This window comes from Loigolactobacillus backii (genome assembly GCF_001663675.1).
In the GTDB taxonomy this organism is placed as follows: Bacteria; Bacillota; Bacilli; order Lactobacillales; family Lactobacillaceae; genus Loigolactobacillus; species Loigolactobacillus backii.
The window spans coordinates 458,527-473,299 of the sequence record NZ_CP014873.1 but is presented as its reverse complement, the minus strand read 5'-3'; the positions used below and the strand labels follow the sequence as shown (position 1 = coordinate 473,299).

General features: G+C 39.6%; 12 protein-coding genes. 8 read left to right on the top strand and 4 right to left on the bottom strand.

Going from position 1 to position 14,773, the window contains the following annotated elements; translation table 11 throughout:
- Window positions 1–250 precede the first annotated feature (250 nt).
- The gene (locus AYR53_RS13620) at window positions 251–418 is read right to left on the bottom strand and encodes a hypothetical protein (protein WP_100070518.1); all 168 of its coding nucleotides are present in this window, start codon (window positions 416–418) and stop codon (window positions 251–253) included.
- A gap of 477 nt (window positions 419–895) precedes the next feature.
- Between AYR53_RS13620 and AYR53_RS01975 the strand changes: the two genes are divergently transcribed.
- Window positions 896–1,582 (top strand): VIT1/CCC1 transporter family protein, encoded by a 687-nt coding sequence (locus AYR53_RS01975; RefSeq protein ID WP_068226101.1) that lies wholly within the window; start codon window positions 896–898, stop codon window positions 1,580–1,582.
- Between the two features lie 47 nt (window positions 1,583–1,629).
- Complete coding sequence (locus AYR53_RS01970; protein WP_404802800.1) at window positions 1,630–2,334, top strand: VIT1/CCC1 transporter family protein; 705 nt, start codon at window positions 1,630–1,632, stop codon at window positions 2,332–2,334.
- Between the two features lie 960 nt (window positions 2,335–3,294).
- Here AYR53_RS01970 and AYR53_RS01960 read toward each other — a convergent pair.
- Complete coding sequence (locus AYR53_RS01960; RefSeq protein ID WP_100077722.1) at window positions 3,295–3,753, bottom strand: Fur family transcriptional regulator; 459 nt, start codon at window positions 3,751–3,753, stop codon at window positions 3,295–3,297.
- Between the two features lie 327 nt (window positions 3,754–4,080).
- Here AYR53_RS01960 and AYR53_RS01955 point away from each other — a divergent pair, with 327 nt between their 5' ends.
- Entirely contained in the window at window positions 4,081–5,496 is a 1,416-nt protein-coding gene (locus tag AYR53_RS01955) for an MFS transporter (protein ID WP_068279642.1), read from the top strand.
- Window positions 5,497–5,666: 170 nt separating this feature from the next.
- On the opposite strand, the gene AYR53_RS01950 is transcribed toward AYR53_RS01955, so the two are convergent.
- The gene (locus tag AYR53_RS01950; protein ID WP_068226105.1) at window positions 5,667–6,608 is read right to left on the bottom strand and encodes an NADP-dependent oxidoreductase; all 942 of its coding nucleotides are present in this window, start codon (window positions 6,606–6,608) and stop codon (window positions 5,667–5,669) included.
- 246 nt (window positions 6,609–6,854) lie between these two features.
- Between AYR53_RS01950 and AYR53_RS01945 the strand changes: the two genes are divergently transcribed.
- Window positions 6,855–7,289, top strand: a complete 435-nt coding sequence (locus tag AYR53_RS01945) for a hypothetical protein (RefSeq protein ID WP_068226106.1) — start codon at window positions 6,855–6,857, stop codon at window positions 7,287–7,289.
- Window positions 7,290–7,580: 291 nt separating this feature from the next.
- Window positions 7,581–8,414, top strand: coding sequence for a stalk domain-containing protein (locus AYR53_RS01940; protein WP_068226107.1), 834 nt, complete (start codon window positions 7,581–7,583; stop codon window positions 8,412–8,414).
- Window positions 8,415–8,566: 152 nt separating this feature from the next.
- Here AYR53_RS01940 and AYR53_RS01935 read toward each other — a convergent pair whose 3' ends face one another.
- On the bottom strand, window positions 8,567–9,505 hold the full coding sequence (locus AYR53_RS01935) for a cation diffusion facilitator family transporter (protein ID WP_068226108.1): 939 nt from the start codon (window positions 9,503–9,505) through the stop codon (window positions 8,567–8,569).
- Window positions 9,506–9,930: 425 nt separating this feature from the next.
- Here AYR53_RS01935 and AYR53_RS01930 point away from each other — a divergent pair, with 425 nt between their 5' ends.
- The 3 genes from AYR53_RS01930 to pnuC all read left to right on the top strand — a co-directional run bounded on the left by AYR53_RS01930 (window position 9,931) and on the right by pnuC (window position 14,754).
- Window positions 9,931–10,692, top strand: coding sequence for a DUF475 domain-containing protein (locus tag AYR53_RS01930; RefSeq protein WP_068226109.1), 762 nt, complete (start codon window positions 9,931–9,933; stop codon window positions 10,690–10,692).
- Window positions 10,693–10,998: 306 nt separating this feature from the next.
- Window positions 10,999–13,707 (top strand): HAD-IC family P-type ATPase, encoded by a 2,709-nt coding sequence (locus AYR53_RS01925; protein ID WP_068279644.1) that lies wholly within the window; start codon window positions 10,999–11,001, stop codon window positions 13,705–13,707.
- A 291-nt stretch (window positions 13,708–13,998) separates the two neighbouring features.
- Entirely contained in the window at window positions 13,999–14,754 is a 756-nt protein-coding gene (gene pnuC / locus AYR53_RS01920) for a nicotinamide riboside transporter PnuC (RefSeq protein ID WP_068226111.1), read from the top strand.
- Window positions 14,755–14,773: the final 19 nt, after the last annotated feature.

Genomic DNA, 14,773 nt, shown 5'->3' with positions numbered 1-14,773 from the left:
CGCGATCGACTCCTCTTATTAGACTTACACCTAGTATAAACAAATTTTGGTAAAATAGTAAAAAAATAGATACTAAAGCGAAAAAAATGAACTAAAGTGTAGCTTTGCAGTTAATTGTAATCAATAAAAATAAATAATAAACAAAATTTTTATTGATCACAATTCATTAACAAAGCTAGCACGCTTAGCTCATCTTTTAGTGACAAAAATAAACCGCAATTGGACTAAAATAACAAATTTAAGTGGCGCGTTATGCGGCCGCGATGAGGTTTGGTAAGCGTTCTTGCCTTTCGCCTGGTCGTAAAGCTAAGATATAGCCGTTTTTCGCCTTTAGAGTGTAGCGCACATCTAAAGCTAACGCGATTTGTTTACCACGGTAGTCATAGATGAGGAGGCTTTTAAAGATTTCACCTGTCATCAAATCCCCTCTATATGTGTTAATAGTTATTCAACACCTACATCATAGTAGGGTTTTATAAAAAAGGGTAGCGGCAAATATGCAAGTTGGCAATTACGAGTGCCAAAACCGTTGAAATCACTAGTGTAACGGGACTAGATTAAGTTTTTATTACGTGAACAAGACATTTGTAAAATTCAAATAATAAGTAAAAAAATGGTGTAAAAATAAGCCCTTATTGTTATGAAAAAGTCATGTAGGTAAAAAAATAGCTTCTTACGTTGTTTACATGCCCTCAAAGCACTGTAAGCAAAATTTAGTACGTGACCGAGTAAAGTTAGCGCAATTAATAATGGTTATCAATTAACGTAGTAATAATAATATCCCGGAAATGGATTGCTAAAATAGCTTTACATTCATAAAAAAATAAATTATAATTTAACCGATAACAGATGATAATGATTATAAATAAGCAATTAATGAGTTAGAGGTGTAATTATGGAACAGACGAAGAAACGATCTTTAGCAGAAAAAATTAATGTTATGCGTGCAAGTGTTATGGGGGCCAATGATGGGATTGTTTCTGTCGCTGGAATTGTTCTTGGTGTTGCCGGAGCAACTAATAATAGTTACGCAATCTTCCTGGCCGGAATTGCCGGAATGTTGGCCGGTACAATTTCAATGGCAATGGGTGAATGGGTTTCTGTAAACACACAACGTGATTCTGAAAAGCGAGCAATCGAGCGTGAATCCGCTGCCTTAGACAATGACTACGCCGGTGAAGTGACTTATATTAAAAACAAGTATATGGCTACCGGTATTTCTGAAAATTTGGCACAAAAGGCAACTGATGAAATGATGAAGGGTGATCGTCTTTATACGGCAGTTCGTGAGCGCTACGGTTTTAATCCAAAAGAAAAGACGAGTGCGTTTGCGGCGGCAATCGCATCAATGATCGCCTTTCCTACAGGCTCAATTTTGCCGTTAGTTTCTATAACATTGTTCCCGGCAGAAATTAGAATTAGCGCAACAGTTATTGCGGTTGTTGTTGCGCTGGCCGTTACTGGTTATACGGCCGCAGCACTAGGTAATGCAAACCGATTTCAGGCTGTTGTTCGAAATGTTATTTCCGGGATTTTGACAATGCTCATCACGTATTTAATCGGTCATCTTTTTGCCCGTTAGTCATTTTGGTTAGTCAGTAATGTACAGCAAGGGAGATTAAAATAATGATGAAAACCTTAAATCAACCAACTAAAATAAAAAAACAAAAGATGACGATGAGTGAACGATCAAATACATTACGTGCCGGTGTTTTAGGTTCCAATGATGGTATTTTAACGGTTGTTGGTGTCCTTTTTAGTGTCGCCGCAGCAACGACTAATCAGTTCACCATCTTTATTGCGGGTCTATCTGATCTTTTAGCTTGTGCATTTTCAATGGCTTCTGGTGAATATGCATCGGTTAGTTCGCAACGAGATACCGAAAAGGCAGTTGTCGCCCAAGAAAAAGAATTGATCCAAACTAACTATGCTGATGAACTAGAGACCGTTGCGGCGTACTATCAGGATCGGGGCGTAACCCACGAAACGGCCCTTGATATTGCCCGTGAGTTAATGCAAAAAGACGCTTTAGGAACCGTCATCCAAATTAAGTATAATTTAGAACTTGGTCACTATATGAGCCCTTGGAGTGCAGCCTTTTCGTCATTAGTGGCGGCGGCCTCTGGTGGAATCTTTCCTTTATTTGCGATGACCTTTTTACCGTTAAGCCTAAAATGGCCAGGTACTATTACGGCGGTGCTATTAGCGGTTGCGTTAACAGGTTATTTAAGTGCTAAATTTGGTGATGGTTCCGCTAAAACGGCGATTATCCGAAATATAATTGTGGGTATTATTACGATGTTTATTCATTATTACGTTGGTCAGTTATTGTAATTTAAGCGAGTTAAATTTTGGTAAGGGAATGGGACAAAAGTCGGTTTTGGGTTCACGTTCTAGAGCATCGTAGCGATCATATTTAAAACTATTAGTTAGTTTTTAGAACGTCAAAGCCTAACTGGAACAAGCCAAATCAGATTAGACTCCATTCCGATGCGCGAGGACGGAACGCGTGCGACTTGGACTTGCCAGGCCCGCATGATTCTACTTCACAATAGTGGATGATTTTCGGAACGAAAATCTTAGATGCTACGGATGATGGCCATTCAACTAAGGCATAAAGCGCCAAAACATGATTCTAAATGGCCCAGACCGCCATTAATAATCATCGACACAGCTGATCCTAGCGCCCCAAAATGAAATCTGGACGCAGTAGCACATTTAAGTGTTATTTGTGTCAATTGCAGTAAAACAGTTATTATGTTGCAAGTAGGTGAAAACTACCTTTGTCAGTGTTGCTGGCTAATTAAGAACACCGATAAGTTGTGCAGTATTAAAGCTGTGGTTCCTACTCAATTGGACTAATTAAACAATTAAATTAATCAATAATCAGAGCTCAACCACTGCCAAGGTGGAATGGAGGCGCTGGCGTATCAGCCGTGTCGAAGGTACTTGATGACCGAATTGTGGTCATTTAGTACCTTGCGTGATTGACAAGATCCATTTTCTTTTCCGAATGGGTTTAATCGGAAAGAAAATTAGCTTATCAACGCGCCACGCGTTCCATACGCCAGCGCCGGAATGGAACCTAGCTAAATTTGCCCACGTGTAATTCAGTGGCCAAGCGGCATTATTTTTAATAGCAATATAATTCAATTTAAACATGAGCGCGACATTCCACTAGAGCAATGTCCAGAAGCAGTAAGGAGCGGCCAGGACTTTTGGTGCAACTTCTTACTATTTTTTACGCAAAGAAACCCCGAAGATTTTTGTTTAGAAAATCTTCAGGGCTTCTTTTTAATTACGGTTGATTCGTAATTTCTTTTGACAAGTTGGACATAAGCCATAAACTTCCATGTGATTTCCAGAAATCATATAACCAGTTAATTCGACCGTTTTGCTTTCCAATTTGCGCTCATCTTTGTTAAAACCATCGTAAGTTACATCGGTAATGCGCCCGCAATTAGTACAAATTGCGTGGTAGTGGGGATCACCAAAATAATCATAGTGTGTACTGCCATCGCCGTTTTGAAGTTCCACAACAAGTCCAAGATCAACGAAGGTGTTTAGCGTATTATAAACGGTGGCGGCACCAAGATTTGGTAATTTTTTATTTAATGCAGTACGGATTGTCTCAACTGATGGGTGATTATGATGGCTGGCGAGGTATGCAAGGATAATATGACGTTGCGGTGTTACCCGTAGTCGGTGTTCCTTCAGTACCTGCAGTGTTTGGTCCATAACGTCATTAGCCACAAGCTGTCATCCTTCCTATTTGTAAGTTCATTATCATAACTTTATTAAACCACTTTTTAAGAATGATTCCAAGTTGAAACTAGCAACTTAATTATAAAAATAATTAAGCTTAAGAAAAACCAGTATTAACTCTGGCTAGATTTGAAAATCACTTTTGTTAGTACCAGTTCAAACAAGGTGAAAATGAGTTTAAAAATTTGAAGCCTTTACTTTTATTAAAATGAAAACTATAATTTACTGAGTATTTAGTAATAATTGTTCTAAATTATATATTGAAGAAATTTATCAATTTAATACGTGATAAGTGAGTTAAGGGGGATCTACATAATGGCAGGCAACACAATTTCTGCGGGGAAAAAAGGGTATAACCGATTTTGGTTTATCTTAACGTTATTAGCAGGAACGTTTACAATGTCAATTAGTCAATCGGCACTATCGACGGCCTATCCGACTTTGATGAGGTATTTTAATATTCCAGCATCAACGGTTCAGTGGTTGACAACAGGCTTCATGTTAGTTATGAGTGTCATGATGCCAGTTAGTCCGTGGTTGTTAAATAATGTACCATTTAAGTGGCTTTATCTGGGAGTATTAGCTATTTTTGACCTGGGTACGTTAATTATCTTACTGGCACCTAATTTTGCCGTCATGATGACGGGCCGTGTTATGGAAGCAATTGCAGTTGGTGTTTTGTTTCCATCTTATCAAACAGTTATGTTATCGATCACACCGGAAAGTAAACGTGGGACAATAATGGGGTTGGCCGGTCTTGTTATGGGTTCTGCACTGGCCGTTGGTCCGATTATCTCAGGAATTGTTTTACGTTTGACTACTTGGCAGGGACTTTTCGTTGTCTTTATGGTTATTATCACTGCTGTTTTTATTTTGGGGATATTCCAAATTAAGAGTGTTATGCCGTTGAAGCCTTCAAGTATTGATTTTCTTTCAATTATTTGTTCGGTTGGTTTTATCGGTATTTTATACGTTGTTAATCAAATTGGTAAACCTGGTGTTAATTGGGGAATTTATACTGTAATTTTGCTGGTTAGTCTGTTGATGGTTGTTGGGTTTGTTTACCGGCAGCTTCACTTAACCGAGCCATTACTAGAATTACGGGTGATGAAGTCTTTTAATTACGATTTATCCGTTCTTTTGACGGCAATTTCGTACATTGCGTTAATCGTGGTGACAATTATTTTTCCGCTTTACTATCAGAATATACTCCACGTCACCCCATTTATTTCGGGAATGGCCTTAGTTCCCGCTGCGGTAGTATTGAGTATTTTAAATCCGATGACTGGTCATTTGGCTGATCGGTTTGGATTCCGCAAGGTTATGCTTAGTGGAATGATTTTAATTTGTCTTGGCTGGTTTGGGTTAGTTATTTTTGCTGGGCATCTGAATATTTGGTTAATGATGGTGTTCGCGGCCATCATTGAAGGTGGTAATGCCTTTGTCATGATGCCGGCTGTAACTTTAGGGGCTAATTCTTTACCGGATGACCTGATTGCCCATGGGACTGCCGTTATCACTACTGTTCGCCAAATACTGGGGTCAACCGGGGTTGCGGTTGCCACTTTGATTTTGGCCAACGTCACCGCTAGTCATTTGAATCAGGGGAGTACTAAGACAACTGCTGCACTTGCCGGCTACCATAGCGTTTTTGTAACTTTCTTGATCATTGAATTAATCGGGCTTGGATTGGCCTTCTTGCTTCGCGGTAAAACGAAGCAAACTGCTTAAGTTATTTTGTAATATATAGTAGTTTTTGATTAAACACTGGTAAATGTAAAAATAGTTCTGCTTAAAATGTTGAAGGATGCCACAAAGGTCGCCAACATTTCTAAGCAGAACTATTTTTAATTTGGAACGTGCGCCAAAACCGACTTTTGTCCCACTCCTAAACTATCTCGTTAATCATTATGCATTTGAATAACAATTTTTCCTTGAACGTGGCCCGTTTCGCTTAAGCGGTGGGCGACATTTAAACCAATTTCAGAAAATGGGAGTGTACGGGCGATTGGAACCTGTAATTTATTGGCCGCCAATAATTCGGCCAATTGTTGTAAATCAGTGCCCTTAGGGTCTAGCCAAAAATGATGGCCAACTAATTTAAGCTTTGTCATGAGCTCATTATCAATATTTTCTACGATCGAGGCAACGTGACCACCAGTTTTTAAAACCTTGTAACTGTCAGTTAAAGCCTCACCGCCCACTAGATCTAAAACGGCGTCAAAGTCCTTTAATGTTTCGCTGGGCCTTGTTTCGTGATAATCGATGACTGTCTCTGCACCTAATGATTTAACAAAGTCACTATGGTTAGGGCTAGCAGTGGTTGTAACGTGCGCACCGACCAGGTTTGCTAACTGAATGGCAAAACAACCGACGCCGCCGGAACCGCCAGTGATTAGGATATTTGTCCCGGACTGCAATTTGAGAACGTTATGAATTGTTTGCCAAGCGGTTAAACCAGCAAGCGGGACGGCCGCTGCCTGACTGAAGCTGATATTAGCCGGTTTTTTGGCCAGCTTATCTTGGTTGATTGCAGTGTATTCAGCATAAGTGCCTTCACGACTTAAATCAGGACGCGCAAAAACAGCATCACCAATACTGAAGTCGTGCACATTTTCGCCAATGGCCTCAATTGTCCCGGCGGCATCCCAGCCCAAGGTAATTGGAAAATGAAACGGAAAGGCATCTTTTAGCAGGCCAGTTCGCATTTTCCAATCAATCGGGTTAACTGAAGTGGCGTGTAGTTTAACTAAGACCTGGTCAGCAGTGATTTCAGGTACCGAAATTTCTGCCGCCGTGAGCTGCTTTGCGTCACCGTAATGATTTATGACAATTGCTTCCATCTGCTTTGCTCCTTACCCTTATTTTACTTTTTGCTTTATTATACCACGTTGAATACCACTAATTTTTGACCAATAAAAGGGCTAAATTTGACCAAATTATGAACTTTATCATTGAAAAAACCTACTTATATGAGATTAATGTGACAATTGTTGCAAGTCAGTTAAATCATCCACTTTTCTATTGTTGTTTGGATAAATAAATGCTAAATTATTCTTATCGAAACAATAAGAAAGAAGGAATGAATAATGACTAAAATTGATATTCAAAAAAAATACTTACAGTGTGTAGCGTATATGATAGCAAAGGTTAAAACATTTGACGAAGGTTTTAAGGAATATGAACGCAAACACGAAATTATCGTTAATGACCCAGAAATAACAACCACCGACTTGAAGCTTTCACAACAAAACTTTGCCCGTAGTTTAGAAAATTACAAACGTTTTGTAGCTCGCTTTTCGGCCTTAGATTGTCCAGAACAATACGGCGCGCAACATCGCGCAATGGCAATGAATTTTGAGGCCTATACCCAGGCCATGGCGTTGATTGTTGCGGCATTGGAACCTGAAAAACGCTCCTTAAACGTATTACGTTATCAGGAAGGCTGTCAGAAACGTGAAGCTGCCTTTGAACAAATGACCCAACTATTACAAAATGATTATCAAGAAGCGGGAGTTGTTTAGTATTTATTCGGAAAATAGATTTATTATTCGAGCAGCGGTTAAGCGAGGATCTCGGGCATAATTTAGTCCGAACAATCTGACCGCCGCTTTTTATTTTGGTGAAAAATAATTCAGTAAATTAACCCAAAAAAGAATTACTTTCGCTTATAATAAAGTTGTTGGGCTAGCTAGTGTGTGAAAGCTATTTTTTATAACTATTTTGCAACAAAAATGGTTTTTACGTAGCCAAAAAGTTGAACCTCAGGCTTTTCAAACGCTAGTCTAAAATGTAAATAGATAAAGGTGAATTAAATGATGAATTCAATTGAAGACCGTATCAGTAGTTATTTACAGTGGAACAGACCGGTAACCGTTGTTGTGGACGATCACCGTTTGCCAGTGATTGGTTTAATGGTTAATTCGCAAATATATATTCCGTTAAAAGCTTATTTTCAAGCACTGAATCAAAAATTAGTTGCTCAAGGTTTTAACGTCAGTGGCGATTACTTAGGTGATCAATTTGAATTTACGTTAGGAACCAAAACACTTCGAATTAATGGGATTAGTTTTCCGTTAGACCAGGCACCCTTTGGCAGCAATCAAGAAATTTACGTTAGTGCGGCCTTTGTAGCAGTTTTAACGCGCCACACTTATGAATGGGCCGAAAGCGACCGCTTAATTTTATTTTTACCACTTGATGACGCTAATTTTGAAGTTTCAATTGCTGAATTTCCACCGTTTAGTGTTTTACCAAAACAATTTTTGCATAAGGATCTTGGTGGGGATGGTCACATTCCAACCCTTTTTTGGGCCAACGCACCCAAAGAGACCAAATCTTTTGCCGTGATGTTAGGTGATGAGCACCCGATCGCGGCCGGTTATAGCTACTGGAATATTCTGGGCCTACCAGCGAGTGCTACTGGCGTGGCCGCTAAGGATGACCTAAGTCGCCTGACCCAACGTAGTTACCGGGGAGTAGCGCCGATGCAAAGTTCTGGTTATCATGAATACTTATTTTATATTTTTGCCTTAGATGAAGCTAAAGTTGCTACAACGGGCGCGTTAAATACGATTGATGATGCCAAGCGGGTTTTTCACGGCCATATTCTTGACGTTGGAATTTACCCAACGTTTGCAATGCTTTAGGATTAAACTTTTTAGTTATCAAAAAAGCGGTCGGTGACAAAGAATATTTTGTCGCCGGCCGCTTTCTATTTCCGAACATTACTCTAGTGTGTGCGCCAAAATTCTAAATTAACGTTACGTAGTAAACTCAAAACCGATTTTTGCGCCACTCACTATTTGTGATCTTCTAGATTTTTGCTCTTACTTGTTTTCTTTGTGTTTGGGTAATCATTTTTATCAAAAAATAACGGTTGGTCCAAACCACGCTTGAATTCAGGTTGGATAGTCACGTGACTAATGTGGTATTTTTCTTCCAGTAATTTTTCGATGACACAATCAGTGTGTTCGACACTTTCTAAATCAACATCACGCATATTAACGTGGGCCTCAAAAATGACGGTATGTTCATCAACTGACCAAACATGTAGGTGGTGAATGCTGACAACATTGGGTAATTGCAGAATGTCCTGGGCCATTTCTTTGTAGTCCAACTGTGGTGCCGCCTGCATCAAAATCGAAACGGTAGTGGTAACCACGTGCCAAGCCTCACGAATAATGTAAAGTGAGACCAATAATGTGATCAAAGGATCAACCCACGTGATTGCCCAAGTACGAATGATGATGGCACCAATGACAACACCTACGGAAGACAGTGTGTCGGCAAGTAAATGCAAGTAAGTTGCCTTAATATTTAAATTATGCTTAGCACCACGATTTAATAATAAGGTTGAGCAAAGATTTGCTACGACACTAAAAAGCGCAACGTAAAACATAATTGTACCGTTAATTTTTTGCGGTGAGCGTAATCTACTAGCGGCCTCAGCGATGAGCCCAACTGAAATCAGTAAAAGGATCGCAGCATTAATAAATGCAGAAAGGATCTCGGCGCGTTTATAGCCGTAAGTGTTAACCTTGGTTTGGCGGCGTAGTCCAATTCGATGAGCAATGTAAGATAAAACAATAGATAACGCATCACTCAGATTATGGACGGCATCGGATAATAGTGACAAACTACCTGAGAGTAAGCCACCGATAAATTCAATCAGTGTGATCCCGGCATTTAGAAGGGTGACCTCAAAAAAACGTTTGCCAGATAAACTTGCTTCGTGCATAGGCGGACCTACTTTCTATCACTGGTTCCAAATGTTAATCGAATAATTGATGGATTAAAAATTCCGCAATTATTACGTTAGCTAGCAATTCTTTAGATGATGAAAATTAATCTTTTGTAATTTGAAAATATACATGTACATATATTCATATAACAAGTTAATCATAGTTGCAAATGAAGGTGTGGTCAAGCTAGAGGAGTGTGCGACCATATTTAAAAAAGTGGTTAGATTCTATCCCGCAATTAAGGATTATTACAGGCTTCGCTAATAATCTTGCTATCACGAGCAATAGCTATTTTATGGTAATTAGTATTTTTACCGGCCGCTACGGGTATTTAATCAATTTTCAGTAAATTAGCGGGTATGGTTGCAAGAACGTGTTACAATGTTTATTACTAGAAATGATTAAAAGGAGCGGTGTTGGTTTGGTGCACATAATTGAGCAACTGTATGGCCCATTTTTTGATTTATCTAATTGGATTAAAGTTGTCGATTCTGGCAGCGATTGGGCAATTATTTTTTCGCTAATTCTTATTGAGTGTTTACTCTCGGTGGATAATGCAGTTGTATTGGCGGCACAAACACAGTCTTTACCAACTTTGCGGCAGCAGAAGAAGGCGCTGATATACGGGCTGTGGGGTTCTTACCTCATGCGCTTTATCATGATCGGTTTAGGAACTTTTTTGATTCATATTTGGGCCGTAAAAGTGATCGGGGCACTGTATTTGTTATACTTAGTTGGTCATTTTTTCTATCAACGACACCAAAAAAAACACGCAACAACGCAAAAGCCTAAGCAGGGTAGCTCAGTACTCTGGGTGGTTGTCTTACAAGTTGTTATGATGGATGCCATTTTTTCTGTAGATTCTGTGTTGGCCGCACTAGCCATTTCGTCGAATCCAATTATCGTGTTAATCGGTGGTTTAGTTGGTATTTTGGTAATGCGGGGCGTGGCCGAATTGATATTGTCCTTCATGAAACGAATTCCAGAATTAGAACCAATGGCCTACTATTTAATTGCGTTTATCGCAATCAAACTGTTCCTCTCAATTCCACAAATTGGCATTGAAATTCCGTCGTGGTTATTCGTTATTATTTTAGTGATAGCCGTTGTGGCCACGCTGTTGGCCCATCAAGTCAACAGTCACCGTAAGCAACGTTCACGCTCAGAGGTAAAGAAGAGTTAGCCACGGAATTAATTTAAGGGATCCTATTTTGCTAATCAACTTAGTATTGGATTAAAGGGTTTATTCTAAAACTCAACAAGCTATTCAGATAAACTCATTTACCGCTAAACTGTGATTAATGAGTTTATTTTTTTTAAACTATTTTTCGGAATAATTGCTTTAAGACTGCAATTCATAAGAAAAATCTGTATACTATGCTTACAAAAGTTTTTTTGGATTGGAGATGATTGAAATGCACGGTATTAAGTTTGCTAAAAAGTTAAACAGTCAAGAACACTGAAATCGAAAGGGAGTTTATAAACTATAATGAGTGACTATTCAGGAAAAAATACCAAACCTAGCCCCAGGTCGTTGCCGGTCTGGCAACAAACAACGAGTCAATTAAAGGCAACGTATAAAACCGATGTTGAGGTCGGTTTAACGAGTGAAGAAGCAAAGCGACGTTTTGAAAAAAATGGACCCAATGAATTATTGGCTAAAAAGCAGTCTAATTTCATTCGCTTCATTAAGCAGTTTAATAATAGTATTATTTATATTTTGGCTGTGGCAGCAATCGTTACTTTATTAATGCATCATTACTCTGATTCAATTGTTATCGGATTAGTGATCATTGCTAACGCCTTGATTGGCTATTTTCAAGAGGTTCAGGCGGATAACGCGCTAACCAAGATTCGAGAAATGTTACTATCAGAGAATTACGTTTTTCGTGATGGTGAAAAACACCAATTACCAGCCCGAGAATTAGTTGTTGGTGATTTGGTTAACCTCGAGGCCGGGGACGCGGTTCCAGCTGATTTACGGTTGATTTCGGCGGATAATTTCAAGGTACAAGAATCAATTTTAACTGGTGAAACTGGTTCAGTTAATAAAATTGAGGAGCCCATTGATCAGGCCGACTTGGCGTTGGCTGATCGGCAAAATATGGCCTTTGCTTCGACTGCTGTAACTTCTGGATCGGCGTTAGGAATTGTCATCGCAACTGCGACGGATTCTGAAATTGGTCACATTCAACAAAGTGTTGTAAATGTTAAAGAAAAGCCAACACCATTAATGCAAAATTTGAATTCACTAGGAATTGGCCTTTCAATCGGTATTGTGGTGGCAGCGATTTTGCTATTTGGTTTAGGCATGTGGACGCACGTTTACAGTCTACCGGCGCTACTAATTGCGGTCATTACAATGGTTGTTGGTTCTATGCCAGAAGGCCTACCAGCCAGCACTTCAGTTGTTTTGTCAATGGGTGTTAAAAAGATGACAACCCAGCACGCCATCGTTAAAACTTTGCCGGCCGTAGAGACTTTAGGTGCGGTTGATATTGTTAATACCGATAAGACGGGGACATTAACTAAAAATGAAATGACAGTAACCCAAGTTATTACTGGTGATCATCACTATGACGTTACTGGAGTTGGTTTTACCCAAGGAGACCAGTTAGATTTAACCGGCGAGTTACAATACCATGGTAAACCATTTGCTTATCAGGATGATCCAGGCCTTAATTGGTTGGTTAATATTTCCGGACAAACGACGGACGCCGCGTTGATTGAGGAAAATGGCCAATGGCAGCTAAATGGTGAACCAACGGATGGTGCATTGACGGTGCTCTACCAAAAATTGACTGGGCACACACCTGAAGTGGATGAGATTGATTCACTACCGTTTGATTCGGCGTTTCGTTTTAGTGCCCGGTTGGTTCGCTTTAATGGCGAGCACATTTTGATGGTTAAAGGTTCACCGGCGACGCTTGGTAAAATGGCGGCCGCCGGTAATCCTGATTTTGATGATAGTCACTGGGAACGTAATTTAACACGGTTGGCCAATGATGGTCTGCGGGTTGTAGCTTTAGGTTACCAGCGTGTGCCTGAAACAATGACGACCATCACACGAGAACAAATTGGGGCCGGCCTACAGTTGGTTGGTATGGTGGGCATTATGGATCCACCACGAGAGGAAACCGTTTCATCGATTAAAGAATTACGTCAGGCTGGTGTAAAAGTTAAGATGATTACCGGCGACCATCCGGATACTGCGGGGGCCATTGCCAAACGTTTGGGCTTAGACGATCAAATTAGCGCGATTACAGGTCCCGAAATCAATGAAATGAATGATGATCAGTTAAAGAACTGTATTGATAATTACAACGTTTTCGCTCGAACAACACCGGCAGATAAACTACGAATTGTTAATGCCCAGCAGGCAAATGGGCACGTTGTATCAATGACTGGTGATGGCGTTAACGACGCTGCGGCCTTAAAGCAGGCCAATATTGGTGTGTCAATGGGAATTAAAGGAACTGAAGTTGCCAAAGAAGCAGCCAATATGGTTCTGGCCAACGATGACTTCGCAACAATTGTTAAAGCTGTTCGTGAGGGCCGCCACGTCTTTGATAACATTAGAAAGACCATTCGATTCTTATTACCAACAAGTTTTGCGGAAGGCTTAATTGTCATGATCAGTATTTTAATGGGCCAAGAGTTGCCGTTATTTCCAACACAGTTACTTTGGATTAACATGGTATCGGCCCTAACGATTCAATTTGCCTTTATTTTTGAACCGCCAGAAGATGGCATTATGACCCGGGGACCACGTAATGTAAAAGCTGGTTTACTAAATCGGCTGGATATTATCGAAATTGCCTATGTCTCAGTGCTAATCGCCGGTTTAGGGATAATTGCTTTTGATTTTGCGACTCGTGCTGGAATGTCCGTTGCGTTAGGTAGTACTATGACCTTGAATATTGTGATTTTTGGGAAGATTTTCTACTTATTTAACCTGCGTAACGCGCACCCAGTGATTTCGAAACACTTTTTTGAAAATAAGATGGCCTTTATTATCGTTGGCATTTTATTATTACTCCAAGTTGGGATTATTTATTTGCCATTTATGCAATCAATTTTCCACACTGCGCCAATTAATTTCTTCTACGGCTGGGTAATTCCGGCAATTGCTGGGTTTATTGTCTTAGTCATTACGGAAATTGGTAAGCTGTGGCGGATAAAGCATGCTGCTGCATGATGATTGCCTTATGTTAGTAATTGATCTAGTAAAATATCCAAGATAACTAAATTAATTTTTACAAAAAAGATGCTCCTGGTGAAGCGTTTATAAAAACGTATTCAGTTGAAGCATCTTTTTTGCGTTGCGGCCAAACGTCTTTTTTTGCAAATTTATTTAAAAAGTGACTGGCGCAAATCAAAAATAGTGCTACAATATATAGTGCTGATAAATATTAGCTCACAATATATTGTGTTATTAATGGCTGGCCAGCTATTTTATTAAATTATCAATGAGCAGGGAGAGAGTATTGTGAGTAACTATATTAAGTTTTTAAGGCACCAATTAAAAGGGTGGCCCCAACAAAATTACTATTTGTTTTTCTTTAGTGTTGGTTGTCAGGTTATGACGTTGGTTAATCAAAGAATTACTTGGTTGACGTTGGTTACCTTTATCGGAACGACACTTGGTGTTTTATGTATTTTAGCAATTAATGCGGCTAAATCGGTTAATGGTTGGTTAGGCATTTTATCGGCCATTTGTTTTATTATTACCGGGTATGCGGCCGGTAACTACCTTAGCATTGGTGAACAGTTGGCGTATATGATTACGTTGGACATTCCGGTACTCTTAAGCGTTAATTGGAACGTTAATATGGTCTCAAAGATTAGAAAATTTAATGGATCAACTTGGGCTATTGCCATTATTTCAACGATTATTGTTTATTTTGTTTCTGGTTTTGTCATTGGTCGGTTTACAAATGACCCCCGGCCTTGGATTGATGCCATCAGTTTCTCCATCAGCTTAACGGCCGGCGTAATCTGCTTCCTACGTTACAATAACCAATACATTTGGTGGCTGGCATCTGGTTTAGCACAGATGGTCTTATGGTTTGTTTCATTCAAGCAAGGATCAGCAACTCTCGCTATGTTTGTAAACAGTTCAATTTACTTAATTAATGATATTTTAGCATTTACGATTTCACCATGGTACAACAAAAAAGAACGTGCTCGTTTAGTAAAGCAGGAAGCTGCCTACGCTAAAACAAGTAGCACGGTAAATAATTAAAAATTTTAAATCGGCGCTG

Bases quoted from the DNA above. Each gene is read 5' to 3' on its own strand.
- AYR53_RS13620 (WP_100070518.1), bottom strand. From the start codon at position 418: ATGACAGGTGAAATCTTTAAAAGCCTCCTCATCTATGACTACCGTGGT.
- AYR53_RS01975 (WP_068226101.1), top strand. From the start codon at position 896: ATGGAACAGACGAAGAAACGATCTTTAGCAGAAAAAATTAATGTTATG.
- AYR53_RS01970 (WP_404802800.1), top strand. From the start codon at position 1,630: ATGAAAACCTTAAATCAACCAACTAAAATAAAAAAACAAAAGATGACG.
- AYR53_RS01955 (WP_068279642.1), top strand. From the start codon at position 4,081: ATGGCAGGCAACACAATTTCTGCGGGGAAAAAAGGGTATAACCGATTT.
- AYR53_RS01950 (WP_068226105.1), bottom strand. From the start codon at position 6,608: ATGGAAGCAATTGTCATAAATCATTACGGTGACGCAAAGCAGCTCACG.
- AYR53_RS01945 (WP_068226106.1), top strand. From the start codon at position 6,855: ATGACTAAAATTGATATTCAAAAAAAATACTTACAGTGTGTAGCGTAT.
- AYR53_RS01940 (WP_068226107.1), top strand. From the start codon at position 7,581: ATGATGAATTCAATTGAAGACCGTATCAGTAGTTATTTACAGTGGAAC.
- AYR53_RS01935 (WP_068226108.1), bottom strand. From the start codon at position 9,505: ATGCACGAAGCAAGTTTATCTGGCAAACGTTTTTTTGAGGTCACCCTT.
- AYR53_RS01925 (WP_068279644.1), top strand. From the start codon at position 10,999: ATGAGTGACTATTCAGGAAAAAATACCAAACCTAGCCCCAGGTCGTTG.